The sequence below is a fragment of the Streptomyces sp. NPDC041191 genome (assembly GCF_055591945.1).
This window is the reverse complement of record NZ_JBVIZC010000001.1, coordinates 522830-536272: the sequence shown is the minus strand read 5'-3', so window position 1 is coordinate 536272 and position 13443 is coordinate 522830. Positions and strand designations below refer to the sequence as shown.

The 13443-nt window shown below is 67.4% G+C and carries 15 protein-coding genes and 1 pseudogene; 5 read left to right on the top strand and 11 right to left on the bottom strand.

Features of this window, described 5'->3' with window-relative positions:
* Nucleotides 1-43: 43 nt before the first annotated feature.
* From ACZ6AQ_RS02400 to ACZ6AQ_RS02380, 5 genes and pseudogenes are all read right to left on the bottom strand, one after another.
* A pseudogene (locus ACZ6AQ_RS02400) lies at nt 44-702 on the bottom strand (tyrosine-type recombinase/integrase); the annotation flags it as partial.
* Nucleotides 703-872: 170 nt separating this feature from the next.
* On the bottom strand, nt 873-1979 hold the full coding sequence (locus ACZ6AQ_RS02395) for a DNA cytosine methyltransferase (protein ID WP_468756853.1): 1107 nt from the start codon (nt 1977-1979) through the stop codon (nt 873-875).
* Complete coding sequence (locus ACZ6AQ_RS02390; protein WP_468756852.1) at nt 1976-2728, bottom strand: MAE_28990/MAE_18760 family HEPN-like nuclease; 753 nt, start codon at nt 2726-2728, stop codon at nt 1976-1978. Before ACZ6AQ_RS02390 ends, ACZ6AQ_RS02395 begins: the two co-directional genes overlap by 4 nt.
* Nucleotides 2725-3801, bottom strand: a complete 1077-nt coding sequence (locus ACZ6AQ_RS02385; RefSeq protein WP_468756851.1) for a DUF262 domain-containing protein — start codon at nt 3799-3801, stop codon at nt 2725-2727. Before ACZ6AQ_RS02385 ends, ACZ6AQ_RS02390 begins: the two co-directional genes overlap by 4 nt.
* 633 nt (nt 3802-4434) lie before the next feature.
* Nucleotides 4435-4968: a GntR family transcriptional regulator gene (locus tag ACZ6AQ_RS02380; RefSeq protein ID WP_468756850.1), complete on the bottom strand. Its 534-nt coding sequence runs from the start codon at nt 4966-4968 to the stop codon at nt 4435-4437.
* 152 nt (nt 4969-5120) lie between these two features.
* On the opposite strand from ACZ6AQ_RS02380, the gene ACZ6AQ_RS02375 reads away from it, so the two are divergent.
* On the top strand, nt 5121-5837 hold the full coding sequence (locus tag ACZ6AQ_RS02375) for a GntR family transcriptional regulator (RefSeq protein ID WP_468757068.1): 717 nt from the start codon (nt 5121-5123) through the stop codon (nt 5835-5837).
* Between the two features lie 877 nt (nt 5838-6714).
* A complete protein-coding gene (locus tag ACZ6AQ_RS02370) occupies nt 6715-6885 on the top strand; it encodes a hypothetical protein (RefSeq protein WP_468756849.1) in 171 nt (56 codons plus the stop codon).
* A 125-nt stretch (nt 6886-7010) separates the two neighbouring features.
* On the opposite strand, the gene ACZ6AQ_RS02365 is transcribed toward ACZ6AQ_RS02370, so the two are convergent.
* Nucleotides 7011-7475: a MarR family transcriptional regulator gene (locus ACZ6AQ_RS02365; protein ID WP_468756847.1), complete on the bottom strand. Its 465-nt coding sequence runs from the start codon at nt 7473-7475 to the stop codon at nt 7011-7013.
* Between the two features lie 214 nt (nt 7476-7689).
* On the opposite strand from ACZ6AQ_RS02365, the gene ACZ6AQ_RS02360 reads away from it, so the two are divergent.
* Nucleotides 7690-8319, top strand: coding sequence for a DUF4231 domain-containing protein (locus tag ACZ6AQ_RS02360; RefSeq protein WP_468756846.1), 630 nt, complete (start codon nt 7690-7692; stop codon nt 8317-8319).
* 144 nt (nt 8320-8463) lie between these two features.
* Here the strand turns inward: ACZ6AQ_RS02360 and ACZ6AQ_RS02355 are convergent, their stop codons facing one another.
* Entirely contained in the window at nt 8464-9222 is a 759-nt protein-coding gene (locus ACZ6AQ_RS02355) for a GntR family transcriptional regulator (protein ID WP_468756845.1), read from the bottom strand.
* Nucleotides 9223-9411: 189 nt separating this feature from the next.
* Here ACZ6AQ_RS02355 and ACZ6AQ_RS02350 point away from each other — a divergent pair, with 189 nt between their 5' ends.
* On the top strand, nt 9412-9636 hold the full coding sequence (locus ACZ6AQ_RS02350) for a hypothetical protein (RefSeq protein WP_468756843.1): 225 nt from the start codon (nt 9412-9414) through the stop codon (nt 9634-9636).
* An 83-nt stretch (nt 9637-9719) separates the two neighbouring features.
* Nucleotides 9720-9980, top strand: a complete 261-nt coding sequence (locus ACZ6AQ_RS02345) for a DUF2277 domain-containing protein (protein WP_468756841.1) — start codon at nt 9720-9722, stop codon at nt 9978-9980.
* Here ACZ6AQ_RS02345 and ACZ6AQ_RS02340 read toward each other — a convergent pair.
* From ACZ6AQ_RS02340 to ACZ6AQ_RS02325, 4 genes are all read right to left on the bottom strand, one after another.
* Entirely contained in the window at nt 9940-10563 is a 624-nt protein-coding gene (locus ACZ6AQ_RS02340) for a DedA family protein (protein ID WP_468757066.1), read from the bottom strand. The genes ACZ6AQ_RS02345 and ACZ6AQ_RS02340 overlap by 41 nt on opposite strands.
* Before the next feature lie 393 nt (nt 10564-10956).
* Nucleotides 10957-11475 carry a DoxX family protein gene (locus ACZ6AQ_RS02335; RefSeq protein ID WP_468756840.1) on the bottom strand — a complete coding sequence of 173 codons (519 nt, stop codon included), beginning with the start codon at nt 11473-11475 and terminating at the stop codon, nt 10957-10959.
* A 217-nt stretch (nt 11476-11692) separates the two neighbouring features.
* Complete coding sequence (locus ACZ6AQ_RS02330) at nt 11693-12337, bottom strand: HNH endonuclease family protein (RefSeq protein ID WP_468757065.1); 645 nt, start codon at nt 12335-12337, stop codon at nt 11693-11695.
* Nucleotides 12338-12731: 394 nt separating this feature from the next.
* Nucleotides 12732-13397, bottom strand: coding sequence for an HAD-IA family hydrolase (locus ACZ6AQ_RS02325; protein ID WP_468756838.1), 666 nt, complete (start codon nt 13395-13397; stop codon nt 12732-12734).
* Nucleotides 13398-13443: the final 46 nt, after the last annotated feature.

The following is a 13443-nucleotide window of genomic DNA, read 5'->3' as shown; positions in this document are numbered from 1 at the left end:
GGGGCCTTTGACATCTACTTCTGATATCAACGGGGGCGGTCCATCACGACCGGGGACGACTCCTGAGCAGCCGATCCATGTAACTCACGGCTTCCCGCTGTGAGTCCTGGACGATGTACGTGTACACGTTCATCGTCACGGCGATCTGGCTGCGTCCGAGAATCTCCGTCACTACGCGGACCGGGGCGCTGGCGGAGGTGAGGAGCGTCATCGTGCTGTGCCGGACGTCGTGCAACCAGACGACGCGGAGGCGGGCGTTCTTCGCAACGCGGGTGAACGAGCGGTAGAGGTTGCGTGGCTCGACGGGCTGGCCGGCGCGGGTGGTGAAGATATACCCGGTCTCCGTCCACTTCTCCCCGAGCGGCCTGCTTGAGACGCTGCCATCACAGGAGAGCGGCGCAGATGGCAAGGAGCGGAAGTGTCTGCTTGCATCGGCGCCCCTTGGGATCGTCCCCGTAAACCTCCCCGGCGACCCGTTGCTGCTGAGTCCTGACCCGGATCTCCCGCTTGTCGAGGTTGACGTGCTCCTAGCGGAGCCGGACGACCCCCACGACGGAAACCGAGGGCGATGGCGAGCACGAAGGCGGCGTACAGCGGGTCCTTCCGGGTGGCGGCGAGGAAATCGAGCGTCTCGTCCCGGGACCAGGGCGAGAACTCCCGGGCGACGACGGTCGGCGGCTCGACGAGCGTTGCGGCGTTTTGCGGCGAGGCTTGACGGCTTTAGGCAGCTACTTTGTGGGAGCCTCTAAGATCATGGCCCATATGTCGTGCTTTACCGGGCAGGTCCACAACCTGCCCGGCGCGTCGCAAACTTAGGGACCATGATCACTTGCCCCAAATCCGCTCCACTGCCCTGCAGACTAAGCAGCTGTTCAGAAGAGGCGATCCAACTGTTCCGCCGGACCAGTCTCAGCGTTTCCCGTCTTCCCACGCTCATATGCCTGAACGTGCTCGACTAGACACTGGCCGATGGCCTCCCCGAGCCGAACCGGAACAGCGTTCCCAATCATTCGACCCAACCGACTGAAGGTGACCTGTTCACCCTTCTTGAGGAACTTATAGCCCCTAGGGAAGGTCTGCAGCATTGCCGCTTCCCGCAAAGAAATCGCGCGATCCTGCACCGGGTGCCCGAACCTGCCGTTACCGTAACCGAAGCACTGAGTGGTAATCGTAGGGGAGGGGGAGTCCCATTCCATGCGGCCATAAACGCTTGGATACGTCGAGCCGGTTACTTTACGGTGGCATTCTGCAATCAGCTCGGGATCCCAATCACGCCAAGACCCTCCCGGCCGTGATGCCTTGATCCGCTTCATGTTGATCTCGCTCAGAGACGAGGCGGTGTGCAAAGGGTCCCTAGGGTGCTGCCCACCAGCCGGAATTGCAGGTAGCTTCCCGATTTCGTCCCGCACCGTACGTGGCTTTGGAATGAATTGTGGAGTCAAATCCAGGCCGTGGCTTCCAAGCTTGGACGCCAAGAGGACAAGCCTCTTACGTGATTGCGGGATGCCAAGCTTCGTGCATTCAACTTTTTCCACACGAACGGAGTAGCCGCTCAGCGATCCAAGAAACTCCTGGAAAACCTCGTGGTCTGCCAACTGGACCACGTTTTCCATAGTGACAAGGTCGGGCTGCAGCTCCGCCACGAGTGAGCCAAAATTCTGCACAAGCCGCCAATCCATCCCTCGCTTCTTGCTTCGACCGCTCTGGCTATAGGTCGAGAATGGCTGGCATGGCGCGCAGCCGGCCAGAAGCGAGTACTTCCCGGCAGACAGATATCCCTCGAGGTCGGCAGCCTTGAGGTCTTTAACGTCTCGCTCAATAAATGGCGCAGCATTGTTTGCCTCGAACGGATACCGGCAATGAGGATCCAGGTCTACACCAGCGCTGACGTTAATTCCGCTGCGGACCAAGCCGTGGGTGAGCCCTCCGACACCGCAAAACAGATCAACCGCTGAAATGTTCGGAGGGTCTTCAGTCATGCCGTACCACCGGTTGGCCTGCAATCTGGTCGGAGAAAATTATAGGAATCTATGTACTGCTTGAAGCACGCGATTACTTCACGTAGATACGCCTCTACGCATTGTGACATCTCGCGCAGCTCATGCACCACTACACCGTCGGCGCAGTCTACGAACGAGATCGAACCGTGAGCCAGCCCGTTCCTGCGGTTCTTGACCAGCTGGAGGGGCCCCAATCCGTCACGCCGCTTGCGCTTGACGCCGGCTTGCGTGGTTCCGGTCAGCGACAAGGGGCAACCCAGCCGCTCGGCCATCTTGTAGATTACCTCATCGTCCCAGTTGCCTCCGCCGCCGACGTCTATAACAAACGGCTTGATTGGAAGCTGCTGCACGATGTGCGTGCTCATCTCAAGTGCATGCTTGAGCCGGATTGAGGAGGACATGTCGGCATGCGTGCGAGCGGTAGACCGGACCCATTCCTGGAGCAGCTGATCATTAAGGTGGTGAGGCTGCCAAGTTCCTTCGACCGCGGTTGCATCAGTCAGTTCCGCGACGCACCTTGCCATAGTGGCTTCGACCAAGTTGTAGAGCTGCAGGTAAACGCTTGAGTAGAGAATCCTTTGCTGCTTAGCCGAGATCTTGTATTCGGATACGGTGATGCGTGGGGCACCACTTCGCGCCGCCTCCTCAATCTTCTCAAGAAGGTCGATATACGAATCTACTTCGCTGAATCGCTCCTCGAAGAACGGGAAGAGATCCGCAGTACTCATGCGGCCACCAGCTTATTGCGCACGAACCCAATGCGTCCCTCCAGGCGAGATCGTGCGTTCGCTCCGTCAGACCCAGTGATATTCGTGAATTCTTCACCAGAGAGCCAGTCGGTTACATTGAAGCGTTCTCGCCCGAAATCCCTAATCTCGGGTCGATCCTGTAGCGCCAAGTAGGAACCAAGGACGATTGACTCGTATCGCGCGCGAGGTGTGGCGCGACCAGTCGGAGACTTCCTGAATCCGTACGGGAAAACTCGATTGACGAATTCTAGGGTTTCATGGAATCGGCGTGCGTAGGAAATCGACAATGTTGAATCCGTGGCGAAGGCGAGATTCTTTTTTTTCGCGTACTTGAAAATGAAATCGGAGGGCCGGTCCTTGTAGCCTTCTAGGCCATCACCGTAAGCGAAGAACCGCGTAACCAGCTCATCGTATCCGCGCTCATCCTTCTGCTTCCTGCTCATTGGTGCAAGAGAATGAAGAAGCTGGTCATCTGCCAACTCGATTACAAGATCAAGGAAAGGTCCAGCCAATGCGCCTCGCCTGACTTCCGCTTTGTTGGCAATCTTGCTTCCGGTGTTAATCCGCTCGAACATGTCCAGCCTGGCAGCCTCATCGGCGTGCTCGTTCAGAACAATACCTCGAATTGATTTGTTCTTGATCTTCCTTTGGCGTGATTCGAGGAGGTCGGTAAACCTAAACCCAGAAATATGCGACAGCTGGTCGAGGTCTCCCAGGCGAAAGTCTCCCAGGATGAACTCCTCCAGGGTTCGGAGGCGCTGAGAGCCGTCGACTACTTCTAGTTTCCCATCCTCCATTTCCCAGAAGAAGACAAATGGGATGGGCAGCCCCATGATGACGGATTCGATGAACTTAGACTTGCGCTCCGGCTCCCAAGTGAACTCTCGCTGATAGCGAGGGACGACGTATTCGTTTGCCCTCATCTTGTTAGCGAGAATCTCGACTGTGTATTCGGTAATGTAGAAGTCGATTCGTTTAGATTGCTCAACGATTTGCTGCTCTGCGGCTTCCTGCTCGTCCGGCCCGATCAGGAAGTCACCGTTCGTCACCATTTGTCCCCACTTGTCTGCTGTGCAAAGTCCATCGACTCACCTGATACACGATCATGCCACGTACTGCCAGCCGCCTCCCAAGGCTTACTTCTTATGTCAACGCCCGACTAGCTCGGTGACTGCTCGCTTAACCAAGTTCGAGTGCTGGTTGGCAGCAATGACACGGCCTCCCTTCGAACGTTGGCAGTGGCATCGCGCAGCCTCAAGGCTGTTACCGCGTCAACCTGATGAAGCTGCGATCCATTCCGGCGCCTGCTTCAGCTTCGGCCTTCCTCCGCAGTTAGCCTGCCTCCTTGACGTCGCGGCCCGACCGTGCGGCTCCTGAATCTACGTCGCAAGCAAGCCTCCAGCACATGCTGGGGCTTGCTTGCGACGCGGCTGATGAAACGCTAGTAGGAGGACGATGGGGGTGTGGTCGACTTCGTACAGCGTAGAGAGACGATGACCGCGACTCGCCGTAGTTCGTTGCAGGAGGCCATCGGTCCTTCTTCCCTTCGTCGAGTCTCGGGTGGTTGGTGAAGACCGTGTCTGCGACGTGGCTGGAGAGTGTCAGGAGCACGGCTTCGAGTGCGCGGCTGGATGCGCGTGGTGGTGGGGACTGTCCGCGTGGGGGTGATGCGGAGGGCAGCTGCCTCATCCGGGGTGGGGAAGCGGGCAGTGACCGTCTCCTGGGTTTCCGTGCGGACAGTATGTCGAACGCCGTGTCAGGAGGGCGAGGCGGGTTGTGTGGCTGGCGTGAGATCGCGGGGATGTAGACGCGGGCGATGCTTCGGGAGTCTCACCCTCGTGGGTGGTGCGGTGGAAATCCGTCAGGAGGGTGTTGGGCGGGACCTTCAAGGAGGTTCTGATGTGGCCGCGGGCTCGGACGGTGGTGGTGCGGACGATGGTCTGGAGGTCGGGGGTGAACGGTGTGCCCGCGTCGCCCCTGTAGGTGATGCGGCGGAGCGGAGCGCGGACGAAGTTGCCCTTGCAGTGGGTCTTCTCAATGAGTCCTTCGACTTGGGGGAGGGCGAGGGGCTGGCGGACCGTCGGGATGCTGACCTTGTAGTGGGCGGCCGGCTTGGGTTCTGAGGGGAGACGGTCTCCGAGCTTGAGGTGGCCGGTGGTGATCTGGGTGCGGAGGTTTTCAGCGATGGTGTCGCGGAGGGTGGCCATGGTCGCGGTCACCGCCTTTTGTGGACTCGGAGGGTGACCAGGCGGGTGCGAGGGTGCACGGTCAGTTGCTTGCCTGTTTCGCATAAGGAGGCACTTCGCGCCGAGGGGGAGTTGGCGGAGGCTGGCTACTCGGCAGGGCTGGCCGCCGATCTGGAGCCGACGAACTGCGGCGGCGGATCGCGGAGCACGAGTGGAGTCCTGGAGACCGGCTGCCCTCGCGGGCCCAGATCGGCCAGGAGTGCGGGGTGGGCGAGAACGTCGTTCGCCGGGCCCAGGAGCTGTTGATCTCCCAGGGGGTGTTGGAGGGGCGGGCCGGGTCGGGGACCTATGTGGCCGAGCCCCGGCAGCGGGTGCGGATGATTCGGTCCGCGGCGCGTGAGCAGCCTGACGGGTCGCCGTTCCGGGCGGACATGAAGGCCGTCGGGCGGAACGGTGGCTGGGAGAGCCGGACCGATGCGAAGGTGCCCGCGCCGGCAGAGATCGCTGCGCGGCTCGGGATCGGGGAGGGCGAGCTGTGCGTCCGGACCGTGTACGAGTTCCTCGCCGACGGGCGACCCGTGCAATTGTCGACGAGCTGGGAGCCGTACGACCTCACCGGCGGGACCCTCGTAGTCCTTCCAGAGGCTGGGCCGCACGCCGGCGCTGGCGTCGTGAACCGGATGGCCGAGATCGGTGTCACCGTCAGCCATGCCGTCGAACAGCCCGAGCCCCGGCAGGCCACCACCGAAGAAGCCTCACTTCTTGGGATCCAGAAGGCCGCGCTCGTCACTCATATCCGGCGGACGTACTACAGCGACCAGGGTCGACCCGTTGAGACGGCCGACATCGTCGTGCCCGCCGCCCTGTGCGAGATCGTTTACGAGATCCCCATCCATGGGTGAAGCCGTGAGAGGGGCCGGAGGGGCACACCTACCATGACGTCCATGACCGATGGGCAGGGCAGCGGCAGCCTCAGTGACGAAGAGGTCGCACGGATGATGGATCTGTTGCGGCGTTACTGCGCTCACGACCTGGATCTATGGGAGTCGCTCCACACGGAGACACCGTATGGGCCCGCCTACATCTATGTGACTCGGCTCCTTCCTTCATGGTGGGACCCCTCAGGGGTACGGGAGTTCTGAGCAACCTTCGTGCCCCTGACGCTCCACCCGTGCTTCTGCCACCGCCCTGTGCGCCCTCACCGTGAACCCGCTCTGCGGGCAGCGCTGAGAAAGTCCACAGTGGGCCTGAGAAGGGAACGGGATGGTTCAGCCGAAGTGCGGTGCTCCTACCCAGAGCGGGGGCCGCTGCCTGAACAAGGCAATGACGGGTACCTCTCGGTGCTCCAAGCATCAGGGGCCGTGGTCGCCGTACGGGGTCGAGCAGCGGAAGAAGAAGGAAGCCGAAGCCAGGATGAAGAAGCTTCGGAAGAAGCGGTAGCTGGCTGTCGAGTGCGGCCGGCTGACATCCAAAACTGACATCAACGGCGGCGGATGACGGTGGTCGCACGCGAACCGCCGTGGCGGTGGTGACCAGCGATCCACCCTTGGCGAGAGCGCCCCGCACGAGCTTACAAAGCAGATGTCGGCGGTTCGAAACCGTCCGCGCCCACCAGTAGGTAGACAGGCAAAGGCCCAGGTCACCGGTATCGAACCGGGGGCCTGGGCCTTGTCCGTTCCCCAGCGCGGAGGGGAAGGGCTCATTGGGCGGGTGCCGGCCGTTGGGCTGCCCGGAGCGGTTCCGCAGGCGTTTTGTACGGTGCCTGCCAAGGGGGTTGCCATGCGTGATCAGGACTGGGACGACGACAGTGCGTACAGGTCGGCTGTGAGACGCGCGCGGGTCACGATGGCGGTTGCGTTGGTCGTGACCCTGTTGGCGGCCGGGGTCGTGGCTGTTGCCGTCCTCGGCGCAGTGCTGTTCCTGGACTTCGCCGAGGTTCTCGGCCGGTAGCGGTGCCCTCTCGTGCCCCGCTCCACGGGAGACACCGGGCAGTCGTGGTGTGCGGACGTGCGAGCGGCCCCGGTCCGGTGTGCGGGTCGTGCCGGGCTGCCCGGCGCGGCGGCCCGTGGCGCCCGTCAGCCGGGCAGGTCGCCGTCGCCGCCCAGATTGGCGACCATGCGGCGCAGGACGTTGATCGTGGTCACGAAGTCGGCCGTGTCCACGCCTTCGTGGACCCGCCGGTGCACGCGCAGGTTGCGCTCCTTCGCCCGGACGCGTCCGGCCTCTCCCGCCCCGGTCAAGGTCATGAGCCCCGCGTCCTCCACCAGCCAGCCACGGGCGACGAGGTCGTCGAAGACGCCGTCGAAGTCGGTCCCGAGGTCGTCCCACTTCGCCAGCCGCTCGGTCAGCGCCGCGCGGGTCCACGTGCCCGGCTGCCCGGCGACGTGGTTGAGCGTCCACCAGTGCGGCTGGGTGAGGTCCTCCACCGCCAGCTGCTCACGAAGGGCCCCGACCACCAGCCGGCACGCCATGCCCGTCCACGCCCCGACGGGCTGGGCGGCCACCTGCTCCTGCGTGTACTCCCTGAGCGTCACGCTCATGCGCTCCTCCTCGCGATCGGTGGAATGCGATCACCGTAGGACCTCAAGTCCGGTTGAGATCAAGGTGCTTCCCGCAGCCCGCTCCCGGTGGACGCCCCGGCGGGACGGCCACCGGGAACCCCTGGCCGAGGGCGGGGCGAACGCGCCCCGCGCCGGTTCGCGCCGCGCGGGCGGAGAGTTGACGGGCAGTGCGCGCGGCGGGTGTACTCCGGCCATGACCGAGGTGGGGGACGCGCCCGAACAGGGCGATCGGGGCGGCGAGATGACGCCGCAGCGGTACATCGAGACGAGACTCGCGCAGTACCAGGAGTGGTACGACGCCAAGGCGACCCGTGCGAAGGCGATGCACCAGCGGATGCGGACCCTGTCCGTCGTCGGCGGGTCGCTCGTGCCGGTGCTCGTGAACGTGGACCTGGACTCCGCGCGGGTCGCGGCCACGGTGCTGAGCGTGGTCGTCGTCGCCGCCGTGTCGCTGGAGAGCGTGTACCGGTACCGGGAGCAGTGGAAGAACTACCGCTCGACCGAGCAGCTCCTCGGCCACGAACGCGTCTACTTCGAGGCCAGGGTGGGGCCGTACCACGACCTGCCGAAGCGGCAGTCGTTCCAGTTGCTCGTCGCCCGGGTCGAGAAGGCCATCGCCAACGAGAACTCGGCCACCCTGAACGTCATGACGCTCGGCGGGCAGGTCGGTTCCGACATGCAGCAGTACGGGGTCCCCGCCGCCCGCGAGGCGGTCGGCGAGGTCCGCTCGGAGAGCGTCCGGGCCGAGTACGTACGGGTGGAGAGCGACGCCCGGGTGGAGAGCGGCGCCCGGAAGGAGAGCGGCGCCCGCGAGGGCGCCTGAGCCGGGCCGCCTGGCGGGACCCCGGGACCCCAAGGCCCCGAGACCTCTGAAGGTCAGAGCCTCGGCACCCGGGACCCCGGAACCCGTCCGCCCCGGGCGCGACGGACCGCCGTTCCGCCCGGCGCGGTGCCCCCGCCCCGCCCGTCACGCCCCGAAGTCGTACTCCAGGACGTACGACGACGAGTCCAGCGTCATCTCGTTGAGTTCCACCGCCGCCCCCGTCTCCGTGAAGGCCGTGCGGTCGATGAGGACCACCGGTGTCCCGGGTCCCAGGGCCAGCCGCTCCGACTCGTCCGCCGTCGGCATCCGGCAGCGGACCTCCTCCCGGAAGCGCACCGGCCGCCTGCCCAGTTCGGCGAGCCGCGCGTAGGTGCCGCCCGGACCCGTGTCCGGAGCGGTGATCGGCGTACCGCGCACCAGCTCGGCGGAGAGGTACGAGACGGAGAGCAGCACCGGCCGGGAGTCCAGGACGAACCGGCGGCTGCGGACGCAGACGGGCGCGCCCGGCGGCAGGTCCAGGATCTCCGCGACCCGGGCGCCGGCCTCCTCCTCGGTCACCTCGATCCGGTCGACCACCAGGTCCCGGTCCCCGATGTCCGCCGACCAGACCGAACGGCCGCCGCCCCAGTGGTCGCCCGCGAGGCGGGGGACGCCCCGGCGGCGCAGCGGGGGGAAGACGCGGACGAAGACCCCCGCGCCCCTGCGCGCCTCGGTGAGCCCTTCGGCCCGCAGGACGGAGAGGGCCTGCCGGGCCGTCATCCGTGCCACGTCGTAGGTCGCCATGAGGTCGTTCTCGCCGGGGAGGCGGTCGCCCGGCGCGAAGGTGCCCGACCGGATCGCGGACCTCAACTCCTCAGCGATCTTCCGGTACTTGGGCCGCCGGGCACTGTCCTGGTCGGTCACGGGCGGACCACCCCCTTCCTCTGCGAGCACACCCTACGGCGCACTTCTCGGCGCGGAGGCACACGTGTACGCCTTCCCGCCCGGCCGATCCGTCCAACGGGGGACATCTCTAGAGATGCGTTGACAGGGCGGAGCCGCCGCGCTTCCCTGAGTGTCCCCATGCTTCAGGTTCCGGGACGGAGGGGATGCGTGCAGTCATGGCCCGAGGTCGGTGACCTCGTCCGCGACACCGCCACCGGGCGGGTCGGTTTCTACGTGGACAGCGTCTCCGGGCGCTTCCGCATCCGCGCCGTCCACGGCGGTGCCGAGTGGGAGGCCGAGCCCGTGGACATCCAGCTCGCCACGCCCCTGCACGAACTGCGGGCCCGCACCGCCGAGCTCAACGCGCGGAGCAGGCGCGGTCTCGGCGCCTGAGCGCGGAGCGTGCGGAACGGGCGCGCGGGGGCGGCGGGAGCGGGGCCTGCCCGGTTGTCAGTGGTGCGCGTCACACTGGAGGCATGTGCCGCAGCATCAAGACGCTCCGCCCGCCCGTCCTGCCCGAGGAGGCGACCGGGGACGACATCCGCGCCGCCGCCCTGCAGTACGTCCGCAAGGTCTCCGGCTTCCGCGCCCCCGCCGCCCACAACCGCGAGGTCTTCGAGCGGGCCGTGGAGGAGGTCGCGGAGGCCACCGCGAGGCTCCTCGACGGCCTGGAGGTGCGCGGGGCGCCCTCCGCCGTCAGGAAGCGGTCGCGGGAGCCGGGGCCGGACGCTGGATGAGGTACGCGGCCAGGCCCCCCGCCAGGAAGAGCGCGAGGGTGGACACCCCCGCGCCGAACCAGGTCGCGCCCAGCCACTGGCCGCCCAGCCAGCCGAGCCCCACGCTGTACGAGGCCCAGGTCACGCCCGCGACCGCCGACCACGGCAGGAACTCTTCGACCCGCCGCTTCGACGCGCCCGCGCCCAGCGAGACCACGGAGCGGCCCGCCGGGGCGAAGCGCGCGAGCACCACGAGCAGCCCGCCGCCCCGGGCGAGCGCGGTGCCGAGACGTTCCTGCGCCAGGGAGAGGCGGCGCGAACGCGCTATCGCCCGGTCCAGCCTGGCCCCGCCCCGCCGGGCCAGGCGGTACGCGAGGAAGTCGCCGAGCACCGAGGCCGTGGCCGCGCAGAGGAGGAGCGGGAGGAGCGACGGCACGTCGGGGGTGGCCGCGGTGGCCGTCGCGGCGGCCGTGGCGGCGGTGACCACCAGGAAGCCGCTCGGCAGCACGGGCAGGAAGACGTCGAGCAGGATCGACGTCGCCACCACCGGGTAGATCCACGGACCGGCGGTGAGCGACCGCACCGAGCCCAGGCTGTCGAGCAGATTCACAGGGGCAGAGCCTACGCGGGGGAGGGCTCACGGTGCCCGGTGGGTGCCCGGGCGGGGGCGACGGGACCTGCGGTGATGCCGGGACGCGCCGGCGTGCGAACGTGCGGAGATCTGAGGGGACCTGAGGGAGCCTGAGGGGAATCGCCCGGTGCGGCGGCCGGCCGTCGCCGCGCACCGTACGCGGGAAAGGCCGGAAAGCGCGCTGCGGAGACCGGCCTCCTCTGTTACGACGCCTCGCGGGCGGGGCTCCCGGGCCCGATGGGGCGCGTCCGGCGCCTCGCGCCTCCGGGCGGTTCAGGGCCCGCGGGGCCTCGCACGCCTTCGTGCCGGACCCTCCCGCCGGGGGAGGGTCCGGTGCCGGGCCGGCGGTGTCCTGCCCGCCGCCGCTCAGACCGCGGCCGGCGTGGTCCGCTCCTCGCGCGCCGCCTTCTCCGTCTCCTCCCGGGACCCGGTCCCGTTCCCGAACAGCCGGTCGAGGGCCGGCGCGCCCGGGCCGGTGAAGACGAGCAGCAGGAAGGCCCAGCAGAACAGGGCCGCGATCTCTCCGCCGTTCTGCAACGGGAAGAGGGATTCGGGCTGGTGGACCTCGAAGTACGCGTACGCCATCGATCCCGAGGCGAGGAGGGCGGCGCTCCGGGTGCCGAGGCCGACCAGGACCAGGGTGCCCGCGACGAGCTGGATCACCGCCGCGTACCAGCCGGGCCAGGTGCCCGCGGGGATCGTGCCGCCGCCCATGGCGCCGCCGAGGACGCCGAAGAGCGAGGCGGCGCCGTGGCAGGCGAAGAGCAGGCCGACGACCATGCGGAAGAGACCGAGCGCGTACGGCTGGGCCCGGTGCAGGCGGGCCGTGAGGCCGGCCGGGCCGCGCGTGCCGCCGGGGGCGCCGGCGGTGCCGGGGTTCTTCATGGGGGACTCCTTCGGTCTGGCCTCGTTCGTGGGGTGAACGGGGTGGGGGACGGAACCGATGAGTCGGTAGGTTAGGTTCGCCTCATTAGTACTTGCAAGTTCAACATTGAGCCGCACGGGAAGTGTGGGGTCGTGTGTGCTTCCCGTGCGGCCGCGCAGTGTCGTTTCTTCGGTGGTGTTCCTCCGGTGCTGTTTCCCCGGCCGTGGCGCCGTGCGGTCAGCAGCCGTTGAGGACGGACTGGAGGGCGCTCTTCTCGGCGGAGTCGACGCTGAGCTTCCAGTAGTACTTCACGTGCACCCAGGCCCGGGCGTACGTGCAGCGGTAGGCCGTCCTCGGGGGCATCCACTTCGCCGGGTCGAGGTCGCCCTTCGCCTGGTTCACGTTGTCCGTGACGGCGATGAGCTGCGGCCGGGTCAGGTCGTTGGCGAACGCCTGGCGCTGGGAGGTGGTCCAGGAACTGGCGCCGGAACGCCAGGACTCGGCCAGGGGGACCACGTGGTCGATGTCGAGGTCCGAGGCGGCCGTCCAGGTGGCGCCGTCGTACTCGGAGTACCAACTACCGCTGGTGGAAGCGCAGTTGGCGTCCGTGACGACGTTGCTGCCGTCCCGCTTGAGGACGGTCTCGCGCGTGTTGCAGGTGCCGGACTGGGTGATCCAGTGCGGGAAGAGGTCCCGGCTGTAGCCCGAGGTGGAACCCTCCGCCCGCACCGTGAGGGCGGCCAGGTAGGTGCGCGCGGTCGCGGCGCTGACCGGGGTCGGAAGGGCGGCCTGGGCGGTGGGCGCGGTGGCCAGCAGGCCGGTGGTGGTGAGGGCGGCGGAGGCGGCGAGGACGGCGATTCGACGCGCGTAGACCTTGTGTATGGACATGCGAACTCCCTTGACGTGGCGGAACCTTGGCGGACGCGTCCCCGTGAGCCGCCGGACGGCGGCCCGGCCATCGTGGCGGCGCCGGGTTTCCGTGGGGGGTGCGTCAGGTAACAGAGTGGCGTCATGGGCACGACACATCAAGAGGTGCGACGTTCACTAACGGAGCGTCAGATTCCGCCCGGAGTCCGGGGGTTGCGGGGGTGTACCGACCGGTGGTGAACCGTTTCCTCGTGCGCGGGGGCCTGTGCGCCGGGGGTGCGAAGGGCGCAAGGGGCGCGAAGGGCGTGAAGGGAGAGCGCTCCGGAAAGCACGCGCGCGCGGCCGGAGGGTCCGGTCGCGCGCGGAGGGCGGGGTACGTACGCGGAGGGTCGTCGCGTACGCGCGGGTGTTACGGCAGGGCGGTCAGCGTGATCGAGCCGTCTCCCGCCTCGACCCGCAGGTGGGTGAGGTCCGGCACGTACGCGTCCGGCGCGAAGGCCGCCGCGCGCGGGCCCACGCCCACGACGCGCATGCCGGCCGCGCGGCCCGCCCGGATGCCGGCCTCGGAGTCCTCGAAGACCACGCAGTCCGCCGGGTCGAAGCCCAGCGCCGCCGCGCCCTTCAGGAAGCCCTCGGGGTCCGGCTTGCTGGCCCCGACGTTCTCGGCGGTGACCCGGACCGCCGGCATCCGCAGCGCCGCCGCGCCCATGCGCGCCCGGGCGAGGGCCTCGTCCGCCGAGGTCACCAGGGCGTGCGGCAGGTCCGCGATCGCGGCCATGAAGGCGGGGGCGCCGGAGACGGGCACGACCCCGTCGAGGTCGGCGGTCTCCTCGGCGAGCATGAGCCGGTTGTCCGCGTGGTTCTCCTCCATCGGGCGGTCCGGGAGGAGCAGGGCCATCGTCGCGTACCCCTGGCGGCCGTGGACCACCCGGAGCACGGCGTCCCCGTCGAGACCCTGCCGCTCGGCCCAGCGGCGCCAGCAGCGTTCGACGACGGCGTCCGAGTTGACGAGGGTGCCGTCCATGTCGAGGAGGAGGGCGCGGGCGGTGAGCGTTGCCGGGGTGGTGGCAGGCATCGGGTCTCCAGAAGGGGTGGTGCGGAGAACAAGGCGGACCCGCCCA

Excerpts from the sequence above, each read along its gene's own strand:
- ACZ6AQ_RS02395 (WP_468756853.1), bottom strand. The coding sequence starts at position 1,979 with ATGACTGAAGACCCTCCGAACATTTCAGCGGTTGATCTGTTTTGCGGT.
- ACZ6AQ_RS02335 (WP_468756840.1), bottom strand. The coding sequence starts at position 11,475 with ATGAAGAACCCCGGCACCGCCGGCGCCCCCGGCGGCACGCGCGGCCCG.
- ACZ6AQ_RS02360 (WP_468756846.1), top strand. The coding sequence starts at position 7,690 with ATGACCGAGGTGGGGGACGCGCCCGAACAGGGCGATCGGGGCGGCGAG.
- ACZ6AQ_RS02325 (WP_468756838.1), bottom strand. The coding sequence starts at position 13,397 with ATGCCTGCCACCACCCCGGCAACGCTCACCGCCCGCGCCCTCCTCCTC.
- ACZ6AQ_RS02365 (WP_468756847.1), bottom strand. The coding sequence starts at position 7,475 with ATGAGCGTGACGCTCAGGGAGTACACGCAGGAGCAGGTGGCCGCCCAG.
- ACZ6AQ_RS02345 (WP_468756841.1), top strand. The coding sequence starts at position 9,720 with ATGTGCCGCAGCATCAAGACGCTCCGCCCGCCCGTCCTGCCCGAGGAG.
- ACZ6AQ_RS02385 (WP_468756851.1), bottom strand. The coding sequence starts at position 3,801 with ATGGTGACGAACGGTGACTTCCTGATCGGGCCGGACGAGCAGGAAGCC.
- ACZ6AQ_RS02370 (WP_468756849.1), top strand. The coding sequence starts at position 6,715 with ATGCGTGATCAGGACTGGGACGACGACAGTGCGTACAGGTCGGCTGTG.
- ACZ6AQ_RS02390 (WP_468756852.1), bottom strand. The coding sequence starts at position 2,728 with ATGAGTACTGCGGATCTCTTCCCGTTCTTCGAGGAGCGATTCAGCGAA.